Source organism: Rhodanobacter caeni (assembly GCF_039523575.1).
Taxonomy (GTDB): domain Bacteria; phylum Pseudomonadota; class Gammaproteobacteria; order Xanthomonadales; family Rhodanobacteraceae; genus Rhodanobacter; species Rhodanobacter caeni.
This window is the reverse complement of the sequence record NZ_BAAAFO010000001.1, coordinates 567,677-587,062: the sequence shown is the minus strand read 5'-3', so window position 1 is coordinate 587,062 and position 19,386 is coordinate 567,677. Positions and strand designations below refer to the sequence as shown.

Below are 19,386 nucleotides of genomic sequence, written 5' to 3'. Positions count from 1 at the left end.
GCCAACCATGAACTACGCCAGCCCCACATATGTCGAGGAAACCCGCATTGGCTTCCGCTTCCTGAGCACGTTCACCTGGCAGCACCACGTGCTTCGCGTCGCCATCAACGACCTGAAGAAACTCTGTGGCGAACCTGCCCCGCAAGGCGGCGTGCTGCTGGACGTCGGTTGCGGCCAGGGCAAATCGTTCCGGCTGCTGCACGAGGCGTTCCGGCCGCAGCGGCTGATCGGGCTGGATGCCGATCCGCACAGCCTTTCGCTGGCCAGCGCCGAAGCCGACAAGGAGCGGATTCCCGCCGACCTGATCGCCGGCGACTGCGCGCAGATCGAGCTGCCCGACGCCAGCGTCGACATCGTGTTCTGCCACCAGACCTTCCACCACCTGGTGGAGCAGGAACGCGCGCTGGCCGAATTCTGGCGCGTACTGAAACCCGGCGGCGTACTGCTGTTTGCCGAGTCGACCAAGGCCTATATCGACACCTGGGTGATCCGCTGGTTCTTCCGCCACCCAATGCATGTGCAGAAAAGTGCGGACGGCTACCTGCAGATGCTGCGCGAGCAGGGTTTCGCGTTCGGTCCGCAACAGGTATCGCTGCCCTACCTGTGGTGGAGCCGCGCACGCGACTTCGGCCTGCTGGAACGCTGGCACCTGAAACAACCGCCACCGCCGGGCCAGCGCGAGGAAACCCTGGTCAACGTGGCCGCGCGCAAGCCGCTTGCCCGATGACGGCGTATCTCAACGCACTGGGCGTGACCTGCAGTCTTGGCCATGGCAAGGACGAGGTTGCCGCCGCCCTGTTCGGCGGCGACGGCGGTGGCATCCGCGCCGAAGCGGGCTGGGCGCCGAACCGCCCGTTGCCGCTGGCCGCCGTGCGCCACGAACTGCCGCCGATACCGCCAGCGTTGGCGGCAACGCGGGACAACCGCGCCAACCGCCTGTTGCTGGCCGCCGCGCAGGAGATCGAGGGCGATATCCGCGCCGCGATCCGCCAGCACGGTGCGCACCGCGTGGGCGTGGTCATCGGCACCAGCACCACCGGCATCGAGCGCACCACCCACGCGATCGGCCATCGCCGCCGGCACGGCCAATGGCCGCACGACTACCGCTACGCCGACCAGGAGCTGGGCGCGCCGGCCGAGTTCCTGGCCGAATGGCTGGCGCTTTCCGGCCCTGCCTACGGCATCTCGACCGCCTGCACCTCGGGCGCGCGCGCCCTGATCAGCGCGCAGCGCCTGCTGCAGATGGGTGTGTGCGATGCGGTGCTGTGCGGCGGCGTCGACACGCTGGCGCGGCTGCCAGTGAACGGCTTCCTGGCGCTGGAGGCGCTGGACGCCGATCACTGCCAGCCGTTCTCGCGCAACCGTCGCGGCATCAACATCGGCGAGGCCGCGGCGTTGTTCCTGATGACGCGCGAACACGGCGGCGTGGTGCTGGCCGGCAGCGGCGCCAGCTCCGACGCGTACCACATGTCCTCACCGGACCCGCAAGGGCTGGGCGCGCAACAGGCGATGCGCGACGCGCTGGCGCGCGCGCAACTCGATGCCGGCCAGATCGACTACGTCAACCTGCACGGCACCGCCACCGAACACAACGACCGCATGGAAAGCCGGGCGATGGCGGCGGTGTTTCCGCGCGGCGTGCCGTGCTCCTCGACCAAGGCCCTGACTGGCCACACCTTGGCCGCCGCCGGCGCGCTGGAAGCCGCGTTCTGCTGGTTGAGCCTGATGGATCGCCACCACCGCCTGCCGCCGCACGCATGGGATGGCGAGCCCGACCCGGAGCTGGCCGCACTGGATCTGGTCGACACGCAACGCCGCCTGCCGGCGCAAGGCACGCGGCGGCTGATGAGCAACTCGTTCGCGTTCGGCGGCAACAACGCCAGCCTGATCCTGGCCGACGCCGACGCCAGCGGGGAAACCCCGCCATGACGCCCTGGCCGATCGCCGACCTGCTGCCCCACACCGGCGACATGATCCTGCTCGATTCGGTGTTGCACGCCGAAGGCGATCGCATCGTCTGCCGGCTCGGCGTGCGGCCCGATGGACCGTTCAACGACCCCGATGGCAGCCTCCCCGCATGGTGCGGCGTGGAACTGATGGCGCAGGCCGTGGCGGCATGGTCGGGCTGGCAGGCAAGGCAGGAGGATCGTCCCGTCCGCCTGGGATTCCTGCTCGGCACCCGTCACTTCCGCTGCAACGTGCACGCGTTTCCACCCGGCAGCGAACTGGCCGTCGAAGCGTTCCGCAGTTTTCATGACGACAATGGCATGGCGATGTTCGCCTGCCGCATCGACGCCGAAGGCATCCATGCCGAAGCCCGCCTGACCGTCTTCAGCCCACCCGACAGCGACGCTTTTCTCGCCTCCCTCGCACCGAGCCAGACCCATGCCTGAAACCATTCTCGTCACCGGCTCCAGCCGCGGCATCGGCCGCGCCATCGCCCTGCGCCTGGCCCGCGCCGGCTACACCCTGGTGCTGCATTGCCGCTCACGCCGCGAGGAGGCCGACGCGGTGCGCGGCGAGATCGAGGCGCTGGGACAATCGGCGCGCGTGCTGCAGTTCGACATTGCCGACCGCGCCGCCTGCGCCGCGGCACTGGAAGCGGACGTAGCCGCGCACGGGGCTTATTACGGCGTGGTCTGCAACGCCGGGCTGACCCGCGACGCGGCCTTTCCCGCGCTCACCGGCGAGGATTGGGACAGCGTGCTGCGCACCAACCTGGACGGCTTCTACAACGTGCTGCACCCGTTGATCATGCCGATGATCCGCCGCCGCGCGCCCGGCCGCGTGGTCTGCATCACCTCGGTCTCCGGCCTCATCGGCAACCGCGGCCAGGTCAACTACAGCGCATCGAAGGCCGGTGTGATCGGCGCCGCCAAGGCGCTGGCGGTGGAGCTGGCCAAGCGCCGGATCACGGTCAACTGCGTGGCCCCCGGCCTGATCGAGACCGACATGCTCGACCCCGAGGTGCCGGTGGAGCAGATCCTGAAGATGATCCCGGCCGAACGCACCGGCACGCCCGATGAAGTGGCGGCCGCGGTGGAGTTCCTGCTGGGCGCCGACGCGGGCTACATCACGCGCCAGGTGCTGGCCGTCAACGGCGGCCTGTGCTGACGGGGTTCTTCGCACGTTACGCTCGCCGCTTTATTGCCGCGGTCAGGCGACCGCATCGGTTCATCACCCAAGGAGTTGTCATGAAGACCAAAGTTCTCGCCCTGACCCTGCTCGCGTTGTCCGCTGTGCCCGCCATCGGCATGGCTGAAGACGTGGTGTACCTGTCGTTCCAGGACACCGTGGCGGCCGCCACCGCATCCGGCAAGCTCGATGGCAGCGTGAAGTTCTACCTGGCGGGCAACCAGCCGGCCGGCAAGGTGGAGGTGGTCAACGACAACGTCGTCACCAACAAGAAGACCAACGCGTTCGGCAAATCCAGCCAGGAGACCTGCAGTTGGGTGCTGCAGTCGGCGCTGATCACGTTGCAGGATGCCGCCAGGCAGGCCGGCGCCAACGCGGTGGTGGACATCGAGAGCTACTACAAGAAACAGGTCCACCGCGACCCGAAGAACTACGAATGCCACAAGGGCTCGCTGATGTCGGGCGTGGCGCTGAGGGGCAAGCTGGCCAAGGTTCACTGAGGCACGACGACTCACGGCGCGGCATCGCCAGCGGGGCGAGCCGCGCCTGCGTTACCATCGACGGCCTGTCATCTGCGTCGTCCATGGAGTCCGTCAATGCGTCCGTTCCCGCTCGGAGAAGACATCGACCTATTGCGCGAAACCGTGCATGCATTCGCGGAGAAGGAGATCGCCCCGCGCGCGGACAGGATCGATCGCGACAACCTGTTTCCCGCCGACCTGTGGCGCAAGCTGGGCGAAATGGGCCTGCTCGGCATCACCGTCGACGAAGCCTACGGCGGCACCGGCCTCGGTTTTCTTGCGCACATGGTGGCAATGGAGGAGATCTCGCGCGCCTCCGGCTCGGTCGGCCTGTCCTACGGCGCGCATTCCAACCTCTGCGTCAACAACATCTTCCACAACGGCAACGAGGCCCAGAAGCAGAAGTACCTGCCCAAGCTGTGCAGCGGCGAACACGTGGGCGCACTGGCGATGAGCGAGCCGGGCGCCGGCTCCGACGTGGTCGGCTCGATGAGCTGCAAGGCCGAGTTGCGCGACGGCGTGTGGGTGGCCAACGGCAACAAGATGTGGATCACCAACGGGCCCGACGCCGACGTGCTGCTGGTGTACATGCGCACCGCGCCACGCACCGCCGGCAGCCGCTGCATGACCGCCTTCATCGTCGAGAAAGGCATGAAGGGTTTCAGCACCGCGCAGAAGCTGGACAAGCTGGGCATGCGCGGCTCGAACACCTGCGAGCTGGTGTTCGAGGATTGCGAGATCCCGCCCGAGAACATCGTGGGCGAGATCAACGAAGGCGTGCGCGTGCTGATGAACGGGCTGGACACCGAACGGCTGGTGCTGTCCGGCGGCCCGATCGGCCTGATGCAGGCGGCGCTGGACATCACCCTGCCCTACGTGCGCGAGCGCAAGCAGTTCAATGCGCCGATCGGCACGTTCGAGATCATGCAGGCCAAGGTGGCCGACATGTACACCGCGCTGCAAAGCTCACGCGGCTTCGCCTACCTGGTGGCGCAGCAGTTCGACAGCGGCGTGAAGTCGCGTATCGACCCGGCCGCCTGCCTGCTCAATGCCTCGGCCAACGCGGTGAAGGTGGCGCTGGAGGCGATCCAGTCGTTGGGTGGCAACGGCTACATCAACGACTATCCAGCCGGCCGGCTGCTGCGCGACGCCAAGCTGTACGAGATTGGCGCCGGTACCAACGAGATCCGCCGCATGCTGATCGGGCGCGAGCTGTTCCACGGGAAAGCCTGAGGGGCCGGGATTCGGGATTAGCGTCGAGCGCCAGCTCCCGCCTCGAAAGCCCCTCTCCCTTTGGGAGAGGGGTTGGGGCGAGGGCCAGAAACCTGGTTCAGAACGTCCAGTGGAAGCTGGCGGTCGCCATCTTCGCCTGCTGGCGCTGGCCCAGGTACTGGTCGTAGCCCAGCTGGAAACCGACCCGCGGGGTAAGCGTCCAATCCAGTGACGCGCCCGCCATGCCGCCGTAGCGCGCCAGCCCGATGCCGCCCAGCGGCGCCCACTGGTCGAGACCGGTGAAGCTGGCCTGGAACACGTCGCCGCGCAAGCCGAACGCCTGTTGCCACAGCAAGTGCGTCTGCAGTCGCACGCTGCCGCCGCGCTCGAACTGCCAACCCCGGGTGGCGCGCACACCCAGCCCGGCCTGCCAGCGCGCCGCCGTCTGCGCGGCGGATTTCAGCCCGAAGCCGGCGCCACCCAGCTCGTTGAAACCGTCGCGACGGATCTGCGCGTACTGCAGGTTGACGTACGGCGTGACCGCCGTGCGACCCAGCGCAAGACGGTAGCCGCTTTCGCCGTAAGCCACGCCGTAACGGCCTCCGCTCTGGCTGCTGACGCCCGTGGATTGCGCGCCCAGCTCGACCGTGCGCCGCATGTTTTCGCGATAGCTGCCGATGCCGAAACGGCCCATCGTGTACCAGGCACCATCGATCACGCCGCCGTACAGCATGCCTTCCACCGCATGGCTGCGGCCCTGGTCGGCGCTCTCGGCCAGGCGGCCCAGGCCCCGGCTCTGGCTCAGCGCGAAACCGGCAACCCCGTTGCTGCCGATGCGGTAGTCCTGGCCCGCCAGCCAGCCGCTGAGGTCGTAGCCGACCTCGCTGTAGCCGCTGCGCGACATGCCACCGTGGTAGCCGAGGTTCTGCGTCCAGCTGCCGGCACGCGGCGCGGTCAGCAGGCTGTCGAATCGATCCGACAAGGCGCGCGTGCCCGCATCGATCGCCTCGAACGTCATCGCCGTGCTGGCCGCGTGCAACTGGCCGGACAGGCTTTCCAGCGAGCGCTGCAGGTTTTGCAGATTGGCCGTGTGCTGCAGGGTTGCCGCCGCCTGGATGAAACCGCTGCCCACGGCGGCGCTGCCGGACGCACCGCCACCGAGCTGGTTGTTGATCTGGCCGAACGCCGCATCCACCCGCTGCGCGGCGGCGTACGAAGCCGTCGTGTAGGCAAGCCCCGTCACCGAGGTTGCCTGCACCTGGCTGACATTGAGCCAGGCGTTGTTGGCGTCATAGCCCAGCGTGGCATTGAGCAAGGTCACGTTGGAGGCCTTGGCATAGCCGCTGAAGGCACCGGTCAAGCCACCTGCCGCGCTCAGCACGACGGTGTGCGAATCGGCAACGTAGCTGTTCTCCTTGCCGATCACATAGAGATCGCCACCGGCGAGCGTCGCCTTGCCCGTCACCTTCAATGCCGAGCCCAGCGACACGGCCAACCGCCCACTGCCCTGCTGGGTGTAGTCGCCGGCCACCGTCACGTCGCCGCCATTGACGCCGATGACGCCGCTGTTGACGACGTTGCCGCCGATGGCATGGGTATTGGCCAGCGTACCCTGCGCACCGATGGTCACGCTCGAAACCAGCGACTTCGCCACCAGCGTACCGGCTTGCACCTGGGTCAAGCCGGTGAACGTCGAGGGCTGGGTGAGCGTCAGCGTACCGGTCCCCTGCTTGATCAACCCGCCGGCACCGGAGATCGGATTGTTCCAGCTCGAGCTGCCCGGCACGCTTACGCTGACGTCGCCCCAGTCGAACTTCGCCGGCCCGTTGACCGCCTTGCCCGCGTTCAACCCGCCATAGCCAAACACCGCATCCACGCCCGGCGCACCCAGGTCGTCGGCCGTGCCCAGCAGGGTCTGGCGAACCAGGTCATTGGTGAAATACGGATAGGCCTGCCACACCAGCGCGGCCGCACCGGAGACCTGCGGCGCCGCCAGCGAGGTGCCCTTGACGATGAGGTAGGTGGTATCGGCGCTGGTGTCGTCCTTGTCGCTGACGATCACGTCGCCGGGCGCGGCCAGGCAGTAGTTCTTCGCCACGCCGCAGGCATTGGAGTAACTGGCCAGGGTGGTGGGCTTGTTGGTGTCGAGCGCCACCACCGCAAGCCAGCCCGGCTCGAGGTCGGGCGTGCGGCTGGGCAACGCGGCCACGTCGCTGGGATTGGCCTCGCCACTGTTGCCCGCCGCCATTACCACCAGCCCGCCCCAGGTCTTGACGAAGGGCGCGTAGGCGTCGTGGAAGCTCTGGGTGGTGGCGGTGGCGCTTGCCGACCAGTACAGGCCGCCCCACGAGTTGTTGGTGATCTTGACGTTGTTGGCGATCAGGTCATCGTTGATGGAACCCAACGGGTCGGCACTGGTGACCTCGTTGCCCTGACCGGTGCCGTCGTCCGGTGGCGGCGAATCGCTGATGATGCGCGCCGACACCAGGCTCGCACCGGGGGCCACGCCGCCGGCAAAGAGATCGAACGCCTTGCCCGCGGCGATCTCCGCCACCCACGTGCCGTGACCGAGCACATCGTCCACGGCGGTGTTGTTGATGGCCGGGTCGATGTAGTACAGCGATTTCACCACGCGCCCTGCCAGGGCCGGATGGTTGCGCATGATGCCGCTGTCGATCACGCCGATCCTCACGCCACTGCCGGTGAAGCCCTGCGCGTGCGCCTTGTCCGCGCCGGTAAGGCTGACCTGGGCATCGAACGGCGGGTCGGTCTGTGTCGGGCTGGGTACGGGAGCGGGCGCCGGAACCGGAGTGGGCGCCGGTGCCGGCGCCGGGACCGGGGTGGGCGTCGGGCGCACATTCGCACCGCCGCCTCCACCACCGCCGCCGCCGCAGGCGCTCAAGGCCAGCGCCATGCCGATGGCCAACGCCATTTCGCAGCGACGTGATTTCGGTTCGATGTTTTTCATGGTGCTCCCCGTTTGATCCCCTGCAACCATCGCCGCCAACACCCCTTTTGGCTGCGCGAAGTCGAATACTGACACAACGAAAAGCTCACGAGTTACCGTGCGGCGCGCGCTGCGATGCCGTTCACGCGGATTTGCCGGCGCTTCGGCGCAACTGCGATAATTTGCGGAAATATTCGGCAGGCGTTCGCGCCTCCCAAACATCGCGGAGATACCCATGTCGGACGACAGCATTGTCATTGCCGGTGCCAAGCGCACGGCGATCGGTTCCTTTCTCGGCCAGTTCACCGGCGTCCCCACGCCCACGCTTGGCGCCACCGCGATCCGTGCGGCGCTGGAGCAATCGGGCGTGGCCGCGGCCGATGTCAGCGAAGTACTGATGGGCTGCGTGCTGCCGGCCAACCTGGGCCAGGCGCCTGCCCGCCAGGCCGCGCTGGGCGCCGGCGTGCCGGCCGCCAGCGGCGCCACCACGGTCAACAAGGTGTGCGGATCGGGCATGAAGGCCATCATGCTGGGCCACGACCTGATCAAGGCCGGCTCGGCCAGCGTGGTGGTGGCCGGCGGCATGGAGTCGATGACCAATGCTCCGCACATGGTCAATGCGCGCACCGGCATCCGCTATGGCGACGGCAAGCTGGTCGACCACATGGCGTGGGACGGCTTGACCAATCCCTACGACGGCCAGTCGATGGGTGTCTTTGGCGAACTGTGCGCGGACAAGTACCACTTCAGCCGCGAGGAACAGGACGCCTTCGTGATCGGCTCGGTGGAGCGTGCCCAGGCCGCGCAGAAGAACGGCGCCTTTGCCGACGAAATCGTTCCGGTCACGGTCAGCGGCCGCAAGGGTGACGTCCAGGTCGATACCGACGAACAACCCGGCCGTTCCGACATCGCGAAGATTCCCAGCCTGCGCCCCGCCTTCCGCAAGGAGAACGGCAGCATCACCGCTGCGAGCTCGTCGAGCATTTCCGACGGCGCCGCCGCCGTCGTGCTGTTGACCGAAGCCGACGCCAGGGCGCGCGGCCTGTCACCGCTGGCGCGCATCGTGGCCCACGCCACCCATTCGCAAGAGCCGGAATGGTTTACCACCGCGCCCGTCGGCGCCATCGCCAAGGTGCTGGAAAAGGCCGGCTGGGATATTGCCGACGTCGATTTGTTCGAGATCAACGAAGCATTCGCGGTGGTGGCAATGGCCCCCATGCGCGAACTCGGCATTCCACGCGACAAGATCAACGTCAACGGCGGCGCCTGCGCGCTGGGCCATCCCATCGGCGCCAGTGGTGCGCGACTCGTCGTCACCCTGGTCAACGCGTTGAAAACGCGCGGGCTCAAGCGCGGCATTGCCAGCTTGTGCATTGGTGGCGGCGAAGCAACCGCCATTGCCGTCGAATCCGTAGACTGAACCCTCACGCACGACGCGCAACAATCCGCACGCCAATGAAAGCGGGTTAAACCGGTTTTTAATGTGCACTGAAGCGTTGCTATAAATATGTGGCGCAGGTTCCACGAAAGCGCTATTAATACACGGCCAAACGGCATTCCACGGCAAAGGAGATCCACCATGAAGTTTACGCGTACCCTACTCGCCTCCGCGCTCGTCGCGCTGTTGGCGGCATGCAGCAACGGCGCGCAGGATTCCGCGCAGGACGCCCAGAAGTCCGCTGATACGGCTCAGCAGGCTGCTGATACCGCACAGCAGGCTGCTGCGCAGGCTCCGTCCACGGAAGCGATGCAGGCGGCCGACCAGGCCAACACCTCTGCTGACGCTGCCGGCCAGGCGGCTGCGCAGGCGCAGCAGGCGGCCAGCGCCGCTTCCACCGCAGCGACCGCCAACAACGGCGACGCCGCTGACCAGGCGAAGGATGCCGCCGCGAACGCCGCCGACCAGGCCGACAAGGCTGCCGACGCCGCGAAGGACGCTGCCGACAACGCGAAAGACGCTGCCGACGACGCCAAGAAGGATCACTGATCCCTCGCTGCTTCCGAAAAAACGGCCGCCTCGCGCGGCCGTTTTTTTTGCGCCTCATTCGAACTCAAGGCCTGAACGGGAATGACAGCCGGCCCGCGTTTGGGTCGACACTCCGCCACCGCTATCATCCGGGATCGACCACGCCAGTCCCGGCAAAATCCATGGACCCGTCAGCATGAGTGTCATCGCCTCGCAGATCGATCTTCGCTCCCCCGATTACCAGGCGGCCCACGCGCGCCTGCAGGCACTGGTGAACGACCTGCGCGACCAACTGGCCCGCGCTAGCAACGGTGGCGGCGAAAAGGCGCGTGACAGGCACACCGCGCGCGGCAAGCTGCTGCCACGCGAGCGAATCCGCGCCCTGCTCGATCCCGGCTCGCCATTTCTCGAACTGTCGCCACTGGCCGCCCATGGCTTGTACGACGGCGCCGCGCCGGCCGCGGGGCTGATCACCGGCATCGGTCGCGTCAATGGACTGGAAATTGTCGTGGTCGCCAACGATGCCACCGTCAAGGGCGGCACCTATTTTCCGATGACGGTGAAAAAGCACCTGCGCGCGCAGGAAGTGGCGCTGGAAAACCGCCTGCCTTGCGTCTACCTGGTCGACTCCGGCGGCGCGTTCCTGCCACTGCAGGACGAAGTCTTTCCCGACAAGGAGCATTTCGGCCGCATTTTCTACAACCAGGCGCGGATGTCGTCATTGAACATCCCGCAGATCGCCGTGGTGATGGGCTCGTGCACCGCCGGTGGCGCCTACGTGCCGGCCATGAGCGACGAGACCATCATCGTGCGCGACCAGGGCACCATCTTCCTGGGTGGTCCCCCGCTGGTGAAGGCGGCTACCGGCGAAGTGGTCGACGCGCAGACCCTGGGCGGCGCGGACGTCCATACGTCCATCTCCGGCGTGGCCGACCACTACGCCGAGAACGACGCGCATGCGTTGTCGATCGCCCGCGACATCGTGGCCAGCCTCAACCGCATCAAGCCCATGCCGTTGGCGCTGGCCACGCCGGTCGAGCCCAACTACCCGGCCGAGCAGCTTTACGGCGTCATCCCCGAGGACACACGGCGCCCGTTCGACATCCGCGAGGTGATCGCGCGCATCGTCGACGGTTCCGAACTGCACGAGTTCAAGGCGCGCTACGGCAAGACCCTGGTTTGCGGCTTCGCGCATATCCACGGCTACCCGGTGGGCATCGTCGCCAACAACGGCATCCTGTTCGCCGAAAGCGCGCTCAAGGGCGCGCACTTCATCGAGCTGTGCAACCAGCGCAACGTGCCGCTGGTGTTCCTGCAGAACATCACCGGCTTCATGGTCGGCAAGAAATACGAACAGGCGGGCATCGCCAAGGACGGCGCCAAGATGGTCACCGCCGTGGCCTGCTCGCACGTGCCGAAATTCACCGTGGTGATCGGCGGCAGTTTCGGCGCCGGCAACTACGCCATGTGCGGGCGTGCATTCGGCGCACGGTTCCTGTGGATGTGGCCGAACGCACGCATCAGCGTGATGGGCGGCGAGCAGGCCGCCAGCGTGCTGGCCACGGTGAAGCGCGACGGCATTGAGGCCAAGGGCGGCGAATGGTCCGCGGACGAGGAAGAAACCTTCAAGGCACCGCTGCGCGAACAGTACGAGCGCCAGGGTCATCCCTATTACGCCAGCGCGCGGCTATGGGATGACGGCGTGATCGACCCGGCCGATACCCGCCGCGTGCTGGGCCTGGCCATCTCGGCCTCGCTCAACGCACCAATCGAACCCCAGCGCTACGGCGTGTTCCGCATGTAGCCGGTGGCGCGTCCCTGGCGCAGCCCGCGCTGCCTCAGGATGCCGAGCCCGTCAGCGCCTTGGCCGCCGGTTCCGCGTGGCGGGGCGACGACTTGCCGTCATGACCGAGCAAGCGCATGCCCGACACCAGCACGAGTACCGCCGTGGCGTAGAACACCAGCTGGATGCCGGCGGGACGCGCCTCGTAGCCCACCAGGATGTGCAGGATGCTGCCGGCCAGCGATCCGTCGGAGAGCAGCCACGAGCTGTCCCAGACCTGGTTGCCCCAGGCCGGCAACACGTCGGCTTGTACCAGGTAGCGTGCTGCCGAGGAGGCCAGCCCCGCGGCAAGGAGCACCAGCATGCCGTTGGTGGCGCTGAAGAAATGCCGGATCGGAATGCGCAGCAAGCCGAAGTACAGCGCAAAACCCACCAGCGCGCCGCCCAGCAGGCCCAAGGCCAGGCCCTGGTACAGGCCGTCCGCGCCACCGGCCAGCATGCCGGTGAGGAACAGCACGATCTCCGAGCCCTCGCGCAACACGGCCAGCGCCACCACGGCCAGCAGCATGGTCAGTGAACTGGCGCCCGTGCGCACGGCGCTGCCTACGGCTTTCATGTGCTGCGTGAGCTCGCGACCGTGGCTGGACATCCAGATCACATGCCAGCCGATCATCACCACCGCCGCCAGCAGCACGGCCGCATTGAACAACTCCTGGCCCACGCCGCTCAGCGATTGCGCGATGGCGCCAGCGAAGGCCGCCACCAGCAGGGCGCCGAGCACGCCCAGCCCGATGCCGCCGCCGATGAACCAGCCGCGCCGACGCACGCCGCGGGTCGCCGCGGCCACCACGCTGACGATCAGCGCCGCCTCCAGCACCTCGCGAAACACCAGCAATGCGATCGCCCACATGCGCCCTACTCCACGATCAACGTGCCCTGCGCGGTAGGCTGGTGGAAATCACCGTAGAAATGGTAGCGGCCGGCTTTCAACGGACCCACGAACAGCGTGGCGCTGCTTTTGGGCATGATGATTTTCTCGGCGGGAAAATCATTGCTCTCGAACTCTTCCGGCGAAGGGTCCTTGTTGATGACTTCCAGTTTCACCCGCGTATCGGCCGGGATGTGCAACTCGGTGGGTTGATAACGGTGGTTCTGCAGCACCAGGGTGTAGGCCGCGGGCTCGGCCGCCACGGCGGAGCCCAGGGTGGTCAGCGACAGCAACAATCCCAGCGCGATTGATCCTGCGTAGTTCACGACAATGTCCGGTGGCCTCGATTGTCTAATGATAATCATTCTCAAGAACGAGCTCAAGCGAACTCGGCCGCTCCGTGGGCTTTTCAGGCTCGATCAGTCTCGACCGCCGCTCAGCGGCGTTGACGGAACTCCAGCGGCTGCGGTTCGACATGGGCCGACGCGGGCCGCTTCGGCCCACAGGCACCGCAGGTGGCACAGCCGTCGCTGCAATCGCCGGTGGCTTGCTTAGGCTGCAGGTGCCGCCCCACGGCCCGCACCCAAGCCGCCCGGCCCGGACGATTGAAGCGGATGGAGGCTGCCGCCAGCCAGCGGTTGCTGAATTGCGGCGCCAGCTTTCGCACCACCAGCAGCACACTGGCCAGTACGATCACGCCGATGACCACGTATTGCAGCAACAGGCCCGTACTCACGCCAGCATCCTCGCTACCTGATAGACGATGAACGACGCGGTGTAGGCCATGGCAAACATGTAGCCGAAGGAAACCGCCACGTTGCGCCAGGAATCGGTTTCACGACGGATGACCGCCAACGTCGACATGCACTGCGGCGCGTAGGCAAACCACACCAGCAGCGACAGCGCGCTGGCCAGCGAAATCTGCCCGGCCAGCGCCTGACCCAGGCCGCTCGCCTCGCCACCCACCAGGTACACCGTGGCCAGCGCCGCCACTGCCGTTTCGCGCGCGGCGAAGGCGGGGATCAGCGCCAGGCTGATCTGCCAGTTGAACCCGATCGGCGCAAACACGTACTGCAGCGCCCGCCCGATGTAGCCGGCAAAGCTGTATTCGATGGCCGGCTGCGTGGCACCGGCCGGTGGCGACGGGAAGGTGGAGATGAACCACATCAGCACGGTCAACCCCAGGATCACGCCGGTCAGGCGCCGCATGAAGATCGCGCCGCGCTCGTACAGGCCGATCGCCACGTCGCGCACCTTGGGCAGGCGGTACGAGGGCAGTTCCATCAGCAACGCGTGCTCGCTCTTGTCGCGGCGTATGTGCTTCATCACCCAACCCACCGCCATCGCGCCCAGGATGCCGGCCAGGTACAACGCGAACAGCACCACGCCCTGCAGGTTGAACACGCTGAACACGCGACGCGTGGGGATGAACGCGCCGATCAGCAGCGCATACACCGGCAATCGCGCCGAGCAGGTCATCAACGGCGCGATCAGGATGGTGGCCAGGCGGTCGCGCGGGTCCTGGATGCTGCGCGTGCCCATGATGCCGGGGATGGCGCAGGCGAAGCTCGACAGCAGCGGGATGAACGAGCGCCCGGTCAGCCCCACCGACAGCATCAGCCGATCGAGCAGGAACGCCGCGCGCGGCAGGTAGCCCGATTCCTCCAGCACGATGATGAACAGGAACAGCACCAGGATTTCGGGCAGGAAACCCAGCACCGTGCCGATGCCGCCGAACAGGCCGTCGGTCACCAGGCTCTGCAACGGTCCGGCCGGCATCAGTGCCGCGGCCTGCTCGCCCATCCAGCCGAAGCCATCGCCGATCATGTCGGTCATCGGCTTGCCCAGCGAGTAGACCGCCTGGAACACCAGGAACATCACCACCGCCAGGATCATCAGGCCGAACACCGGATGCAGCGTCCAGCGATCCAGCGCGTCGTCGATGACCGCCGTGGCGCGCGGCATCGTCACCGTGGCGGCCAGCAATTCGCGCACCTGCGCATGGAGATCGGCGCGGCTGGCGGCGTCGTCCGCCTGCGCCGGCGCGGCGGCGGGCACTTCGCCATCCACGCGCTCGATCAGCGCACTGGCGCCACCGCGCTTCACCGCAACGGTTTCCACCACCGGCAGGCCCAGCCGTTCCTGCAACTGCGGCACGTCGATGACGATGCCGCGCTGGCGTGCGGTATCCATCATGTTCAACGCCAGCACCACCGGCCGGCCCAGCCGCTTCACCTCCAGCACGAAGCGCAGGTGCAGGCGCAGGTTGGTGGCGTCGGCCACGCAGACGATGAGATCCGGCGGCGCCTCGCCCGGGTAGGTGCCGGCGCAGACGTCGCGCGTGATCTGCTCGTCGGGGCTGTTGGCCTCGAAACTGTAGGTGCCGGGCAGATCCAGCAATTGCAGCACCCGGCCGGACGGCGCGGTAAAGCGGCCCTCCTTGCGCTCCACCGTGACGCCGGCGTAATTGGCCACTTTCTGGCGGCCGCCGGTGAGCTGGTTGAACAGCGCCGTCTTGCCGCAATTGGGGTTGCCGACCAGCGCGATCTTCAGCGTGGAAGCGCTCACGCGGCCACCTCGACGCGCACGCTCACCCGCGCCGCTTCGGCGCGACGCAGCGCAAAGCGGGTCGAGCCGATCTGGATCAGCAGCGGATCGCCGCCCATCGGACCGGTCGCCACCACCCGCAACGGTTCGCCATCGACAAAACCCAGGTCGCGCAGGCGTTGCGCGATCGGGTCCGACGCATGCGCATCGTCCACGCGGTCAACGACGGCGGGGGAACCCTTGGGCAATTCGGAAAGACGCACGGTATTTCTCAAATAAGAATTGTTCGCATTGTAGCCCCTCGCGCAACCGCTTGCATCGCACGACGCGGTCGTCAACAGGCAGCGTTTATGATGCGGGTCTTTGCGGGACGCCCCCATGACCGATTCCATTTTGAGCGAACGGCGCGACGGTATCTGCTGGCTCACGCTGAACCGGCCGCAGGTCCACAACGCGTTCGACGACGGTTTGATTGCTGCGCTCACCGTCGCCCTCGAACAGGCCGGCGCCGATCCGGCGGTGCGCGCGGTGGTGCTGACCGGCAAGGGCAACTGCTTTTCCGCCGGCGCCGACCTCAACTGGATGCGCGGCATGGTCGACGCCAGCGAGGCGGACAACCGCGCCGATTCGCTGCGCCTGGCCCGCCTCATGCGCACGCTGCAATACCTGCCCAAGCCCACCGTGGCGCGGGTCAACGGCGCCGCGTACGGCGGCGGCGTGGGCCTGGTGGCGTGCTGCGACATCGCCATCGGCGTGGACGGCAGCAAGTTCGCGCTGTCCGAGGTGAAGCTGGGGCTGGTGCCGGCGGTCATTTCGCCGTACGTCGTCGCCGCCATCGGCCTGCGCCAGGCACGACGTCTGTTCATCACCGGCGAAGTGTTCGACGCCGCCACGGCGGCCCGCATCGGCCTGCTGCACACCAGCGTGCCCGCGGGCGAACTGGACGAGGCGATTGCGCGCCAGCTGCACCTGCTGGGCAAGGCCGGTCCGAACGCCCAACACGAAGCCAAGCAACTGGCGCTGCGCACCGGCGGTGCGGACGCGGCGCGGGCCGAGCGCATCGATGAAGAAAATGCAGCGCTGATCGCCCGCCTGCGCGTTTCCGAGGAAGGCCAGCACGGGCTCGCCGCCTTCCTCGACAAACGCGCACCGGCATGGGTGGGCGGCCTCTGACGTGACACCGCTCTGCGGCGCGGCGATATCGAGCGCTGCAGGCCGCTTGACGCGCGTTTCATGCTGCGCCGCGCATCGGTTGCCACGCGCCTATCTGTTAGCGTTACAAGCTTTGCACCACCATCCAACGGCGGCAGGAATACCCCATGTTCGAGCGCGTACTGATTGCCAACCGCGGCGAGATTGCCTGCCGCGTGATCCGCACCTGCCGGCGCCTGGGTATCCATACCATCGCGGTGTACTCGGAAGCCGACCGCGACGCCCAGCACGTGCGCCTGGCCGATGAAGCCTGGCCGATCGGCGGCCCGCGCCCGGCCGAGTCGTACCTGCGCGGCGATGTCATTCTCGAGGTGGCGAAGAAGGCCGGCGCGCAGGCGGTGCATCCCGGCTACGGTTTTCTTTCCGAGAACACCGATTTCGCCCGCGCCTGCACCGACGCCGGCATCGCCTTCATCGGCCCGAAACCCGAAAGCATCGAGGCGATGGGCTCCAAGGCCGCGGCCAAGGCGCTGATGGAAAATCACGCGGTGCCGCTGGTGCCCGGTTATCACGGCGACAACCAGGACGCGGCGTTTCTGGCCGCGCAAGCGGAAAAAACCGGCTTCCCGCTGATGATCAAGGCGGCGGCCGGCGGCGGCGGCAAGGGCATGCGGATCGTGCGCGATGCGGCGGAATTCGCCGACGCACTGGCCTCGGCGCAGCGCGAGGCAACCAGTGCGTTCGGCGATGCGCGGGTGATTCTCGAGCGCTACGTGGAGCATCCGCGGCATATCGAGTTCCAGGTGTTCGGCGACACCCACGGCCAGGTGATCCATCTCAACGAACGCGAGTGCTCGGCGCAGCGCCGCTATCAGAAGGTGCTGGAGGAGACGCCCTGCCCGTCGCTGGACGACGCCACCCGCCAGGCCATGGGCCAGGCCGCGGTGGCGGCGGCGAAAGCGGTCGACTATGTGGGTGCCGGCACGGTGGAGTTCATCGTGGCGCGCCAGGCCGACGGCAGTCCGGGCGAGTTCTTCTTCATGGAGATGAATACGCGCCTGCAGGTCGAGCATCCGGTCACCGAGATGACGCTGGGGCTGGATCTGGTCGAATGGCAATTGCGCGTGGCCGCCGGCCAGCCGCTGCCGCTGCAGCAGGATCAGGTGCACGCCCACGGCCACGCGATCGAAGTGCGGCTGTATGCGGAAGATCCGGACCAGAACTTCCTGCCCGGCTCCGGCAAGTTGCAGACGCTGCGCCTGCCGGCACCCTCGCCGCACGTACGCCTGGACGGCGGCGTGGTCGAGGGCGACACGGTGACGATCTTCTACGACCCGATGATCGCCAAGCTGATCGTGTTCGATGCGACGCGTGCGAAAGCGCTGCAGCGGCTTCGCGAGGCGCTGGCCGCGGGCGAAATCATCGGCCCGAAATCCAACATCGGCTTTCTGGAACGGCTGGCGCGGCATCCGGCCATCGTCGAAGGGCGCATCGATACCGGCTACCTGGATCGCCACCTCGACGAGTTCCTGGCGGGCGACACCACGCCGGCCGACCAGGTGCTGTTCGCTGCCGCCACCGCTGCCTTGCTGCATGACGAAACGCACGTGGAGCACGCTGCCGCCGACCCGCATTCGCCCTGGGCGCGCGCCGACGCCTGGCGCATCGGCCACGCCGGCAAGCGCATCATCGCGCTGACCTGGCGCGAGCAGCGCCACGACATCGAAGCCCATGGCGACGGCGGCGACTATCGCCTGCGCCATGGCGAGGCCATCTGCGACGTGCGCGGCGCGCGGATGCTGCAGAACACGCTGAGCGCGCGCTTCGACGGCCGGTCGCTGCGCCTGCCGCTGCGCGCCGACGCACGGCACGTCCTGCTGCACGACGCCGACGGCCAGCGCTACAGCTTCACCCGCGCGGTCGCGTTCGCCTGGGAAGCCAGCGACGCGGCCGGCGGCAACCAGGTGATCGCGCCGATGCCCGGCCGCGTCGTGCTGGTGAAGGCGCAGGTTGGCGATCAGGTCGAGCAAGGTCAGGATCTGCTGGTGATGGAGGCGATGAAGATGGAGCTGGCCTTGAAGGCACCGCGTGCCGGCACCATCGAAAGCGTGGGTGCCGCGCAAGGCGACTTCGTCGAGGCCGATGCGGTGCTGGTGAAATTCGCCGAAGCATGAGCTGTAGGGGCGCACCCTGTGCGCGCCCTTCTTCGGCACACCGCAAAAGCGTCGCGGCTGAAGCCGCTCCTACATCGATCCGGAGCTTGCCATGACCTCTTCCGACCACGTACGCATCGTCGAAGTCGGCGCACGCGACGGGCTGCAGAATGAAAAGACGTTGCTGCCGGCGGTGGTGAAGATCGAACTGATCGACCGGCTGTCGGACACCGGTTTGCAGACGATCGAGGCCACCAGTTTCGTCAGCCCGCAATGGGTGCCGCAGCTGGCCGATGCGGCGGAAGTGTTCGGCGGCATCCGCAAGAAACCGGGCGTGAGTTATCCGGTGCTGGTACCGAACATGCAGGGCTACCAGCGCGCGCTGGCCGCCGGCGCCACCGACATGGCGGTGTTCACGGCCGCGTCGGAGGCGTTCAACCGGCGCAACATCAACGCGTCCATCGACGAATCCATCGAGCGTTTCGCGCCGGTGCTGGAGCAGGCTCGGGCCGATGGCGTGCGCGTGCGCGGCTACGTGTCCACCGTGCTGGGTTGCCCCTACCAGGGTGACGTGCCGGTGAGCGACGTGGTGCGCGTGGCGCAGCGCCTGCACCGGATGGGCTGCCACGAAATTTCGCTGGGCGACACCATCGGCGTGGGCACGCCGGCGAAGGCGCGCGCCATGCTGCGGGCGGTGGCCGGCGAGGTGCCGATGGCGGCATTGGCGGTGCACTTCCACGATACCTACGGCCAGGCGCTGGCCAACATCCTGGCCTGCCTGGAGGAAGGCGTGCGCGTGGTCGACAGCGCCGTTTCCGGCACCGGCGGTTGCCCGTATGCCAAGGGCGCCACCGGCAACGTGGCCAGCGAGGACGTGGTCTACATGCTGCATGGCATGGGGCTGGAAACGGGTGTCGACCTGGACAAGCTCATCGCCACCGGCGCATGGCTGGCCACGCAACTTCACAAGGAAACCGCCAGCCGCGTAACCCGGGCGCGCACCGCCGCGGCCTGAGCTACCATCCTTTCCCCACCACTGCGG

The 19,386-nt window shown here is 67.4% G+C and carries 18 protein-coding genes; 12 read left to right on the top strand and 6 right to left on the bottom strand.

The window, feature by feature from the left end:
- The first annotated feature begins 7 nt into the window (after positions 1-7).
- The 6 genes from ABD017_RS02810 (at position 8) to ABD017_RS02785 (ending at position 4,889) form a co-directional block, all read left to right on the top strand.
- Entirely contained in the window at positions 8-727 is a 720-nt protein-coding gene (locus ABD017_RS02810) for a methyltransferase domain-containing protein (protein ID WP_343879903.1), read from the top strand.
- Entirely contained in the window at positions 724-1,929 is a 1,206-nt protein-coding gene (locus ABD017_RS02805) for a beta-ketoacyl-[acyl-carrier-protein] synthase family protein (protein ID WP_343879901.1), read from the top strand. Before ABD017_RS02810 ends, ABD017_RS02805 begins: the two co-directional genes overlap by 4 nt.
- Positions 1,926-2,393: a hotdog family protein gene (locus ABD017_RS02800; protein WP_343879899.1), complete on the top strand. Its 468-nt coding sequence runs from the start codon at positions 1,926-1,928 to the stop codon at positions 2,391-2,393. The genes ABD017_RS02805 and ABD017_RS02800 overlap by 4 nt, the downstream gene beginning before the upstream one ends.
- A complete protein-coding gene (gene fabG, locus ABD017_RS02795; protein ID WP_343879897.1) occupies positions 2,386-3,114 on the top strand; it encodes a 3-oxoacyl-ACP reductase FabG in 729 nt (242 codons plus the stop codon). Before ABD017_RS02800 ends, fabG begins: the two co-directional genes overlap by 8 nt.
- Positions 3,115-3,194: 80 nt before the next feature.
- Positions 3,195-3,635 (top strand): excinuclease, encoded by a 441-nt coding sequence (locus ABD017_RS02790; RefSeq protein WP_343879895.1) that lies wholly within the window; start codon positions 3,195-3,197, stop codon positions 3,633-3,635.
- A 96-nt stretch (positions 3,636-3,731) separates the two neighbouring features.
- Positions 3,732-4,889, top strand: a complete 1,158-nt coding sequence (locus tag ABD017_RS02785) for an isovaleryl-CoA dehydrogenase (protein ID WP_343879893.1) — start codon at positions 3,732-3,734, stop codon at positions 4,887-4,889.
- 97 nt (positions 4,890-4,986) lie between these two features.
- Here ABD017_RS02785 and ABD017_RS02780 read toward each other — a convergent pair whose 3' ends face one another.
- Positions 4,987-7,836 (bottom strand): S8 family serine peptidase, encoded by a 2,850-nt coding sequence (locus tag ABD017_RS02780; protein ID WP_343879891.1) that lies wholly within the window; start codon positions 7,834-7,836, stop codon positions 4,987-4,989.
- A 214-nt stretch (positions 7,837-8,050) separates the two neighbouring features.
- Between ABD017_RS02780 and ABD017_RS02775 the strand changes: the two genes are divergently transcribed.
- The 3 genes from ABD017_RS02775 (at position 8,051) to ABD017_RS02765 (ending at position 11,585) form a co-directional block, all read left to right on the top strand.
- Entirely contained in the window at positions 8,051-9,235 is a 1,185-nt protein-coding gene (locus ABD017_RS02775) for a thiolase family protein (RefSeq protein ID WP_343879889.1), read from the top strand.
- Between the two features lie 159 nt (positions 9,236-9,394).
- The gene (locus ABD017_RS02770; RefSeq protein ID WP_343879887.1) at positions 9,395-9,802 is read left to right on the top strand and encodes a hypothetical protein; all 408 of its coding nucleotides are present in this window, start codon (positions 9,395-9,397) and stop codon (positions 9,800-9,802) included.
- 175 nt (positions 9,803-9,977) lie between these two features.
- A complete protein-coding gene (locus ABD017_RS02765; RefSeq protein ID WP_343879885.1) occupies positions 9,978-11,585 on the top strand; it encodes a carboxyl transferase domain-containing protein in 1,608 nt (535 codons plus the stop codon).
- Between the two features lie 34 nt (positions 11,586-11,619).
- On the opposite strand, the gene ABD017_RS02760 is transcribed toward ABD017_RS02765, so the two are convergent.
- The 5 genes from ABD017_RS02760 to ABD017_RS02740 form a co-directional block, all read right to left on the bottom strand.
- On the bottom strand, positions 11,620-12,474 hold the full coding sequence (locus tag ABD017_RS02760; protein ID WP_343879883.1) for an FTR1 family iron permease: 855 nt from the start codon (positions 12,472-12,474) through the stop codon (positions 11,620-11,622).
- 5 nt (positions 12,475-12,479) lie between these two features.
- A complete protein-coding gene (locus ABD017_RS02755; protein WP_343879881.1) occupies positions 12,480-12,818 on the bottom strand; it encodes a cupredoxin domain-containing protein in 339 nt (112 codons plus the stop codon).
- 110 nt (positions 12,819-12,928) lie between these two features.
- Positions 12,929-13,228, bottom strand: coding sequence for a DUF6587 family protein (locus tag ABD017_RS02750; RefSeq protein WP_343879879.1), 300 nt, complete (start codon positions 13,226-13,228; stop codon positions 12,929-12,931).
- Positions 13,225-15,060: a ferrous iron transporter B gene (feoB, locus tag ABD017_RS02745; protein WP_343879876.1), complete on the bottom strand. Its 1,836-nt coding sequence runs from the start codon at positions 15,058-15,060 to the stop codon at positions 13,225-13,227. The genes ABD017_RS02750 and feoB overlap by 4 nt, the downstream gene beginning before the upstream one ends.
- Positions 15,057-15,302 (bottom strand): FeoA family protein, encoded by a 246-nt coding sequence (locus ABD017_RS02740; protein ID WP_343879874.1) that lies wholly within the window; start codon positions 15,300-15,302, stop codon positions 15,057-15,059. The genes feoB and ABD017_RS02740 overlap by 4 nt, the downstream gene beginning before the upstream one ends.
- A gap of 115 nt (positions 15,303-15,417) precedes the next feature.
- On the opposite strand from ABD017_RS02740, the gene ABD017_RS02735 reads away from it, so the two are divergent.
- The 3 genes from ABD017_RS02735 (at position 15,418) to ABD017_RS02725 (ending at position 19,359) form a co-directional block, all read left to right on the top strand.
- Positions 15,418-16,212: an enoyl-CoA hydratase/isomerase family protein gene (locus ABD017_RS02735; RefSeq protein WP_343879872.1), complete on the top strand. Its 795-nt coding sequence runs from the start codon at positions 15,418-15,420 to the stop codon at positions 16,210-16,212.
- A gap of 146 nt (positions 16,213-16,358) precedes the next feature.
- Entirely contained in the window at positions 16,359-18,365 is a 2,007-nt protein-coding gene (locus ABD017_RS02730) for an acetyl/propionyl/methylcrotonyl-CoA carboxylase subunit alpha (protein ID WP_343879870.1), read from the top strand.
- Positions 18,366-18,456: 91 nt separating this feature from the next.
- Positions 18,457-19,359, top strand: a complete 903-nt coding sequence (locus ABD017_RS02725; RefSeq protein WP_343879868.1) for a hydroxymethylglutaryl-CoA lyase — start codon at positions 18,457-18,459, stop codon at positions 19,357-19,359.
- Positions 19,360-19,386 lie beyond the last annotated feature (27 nt).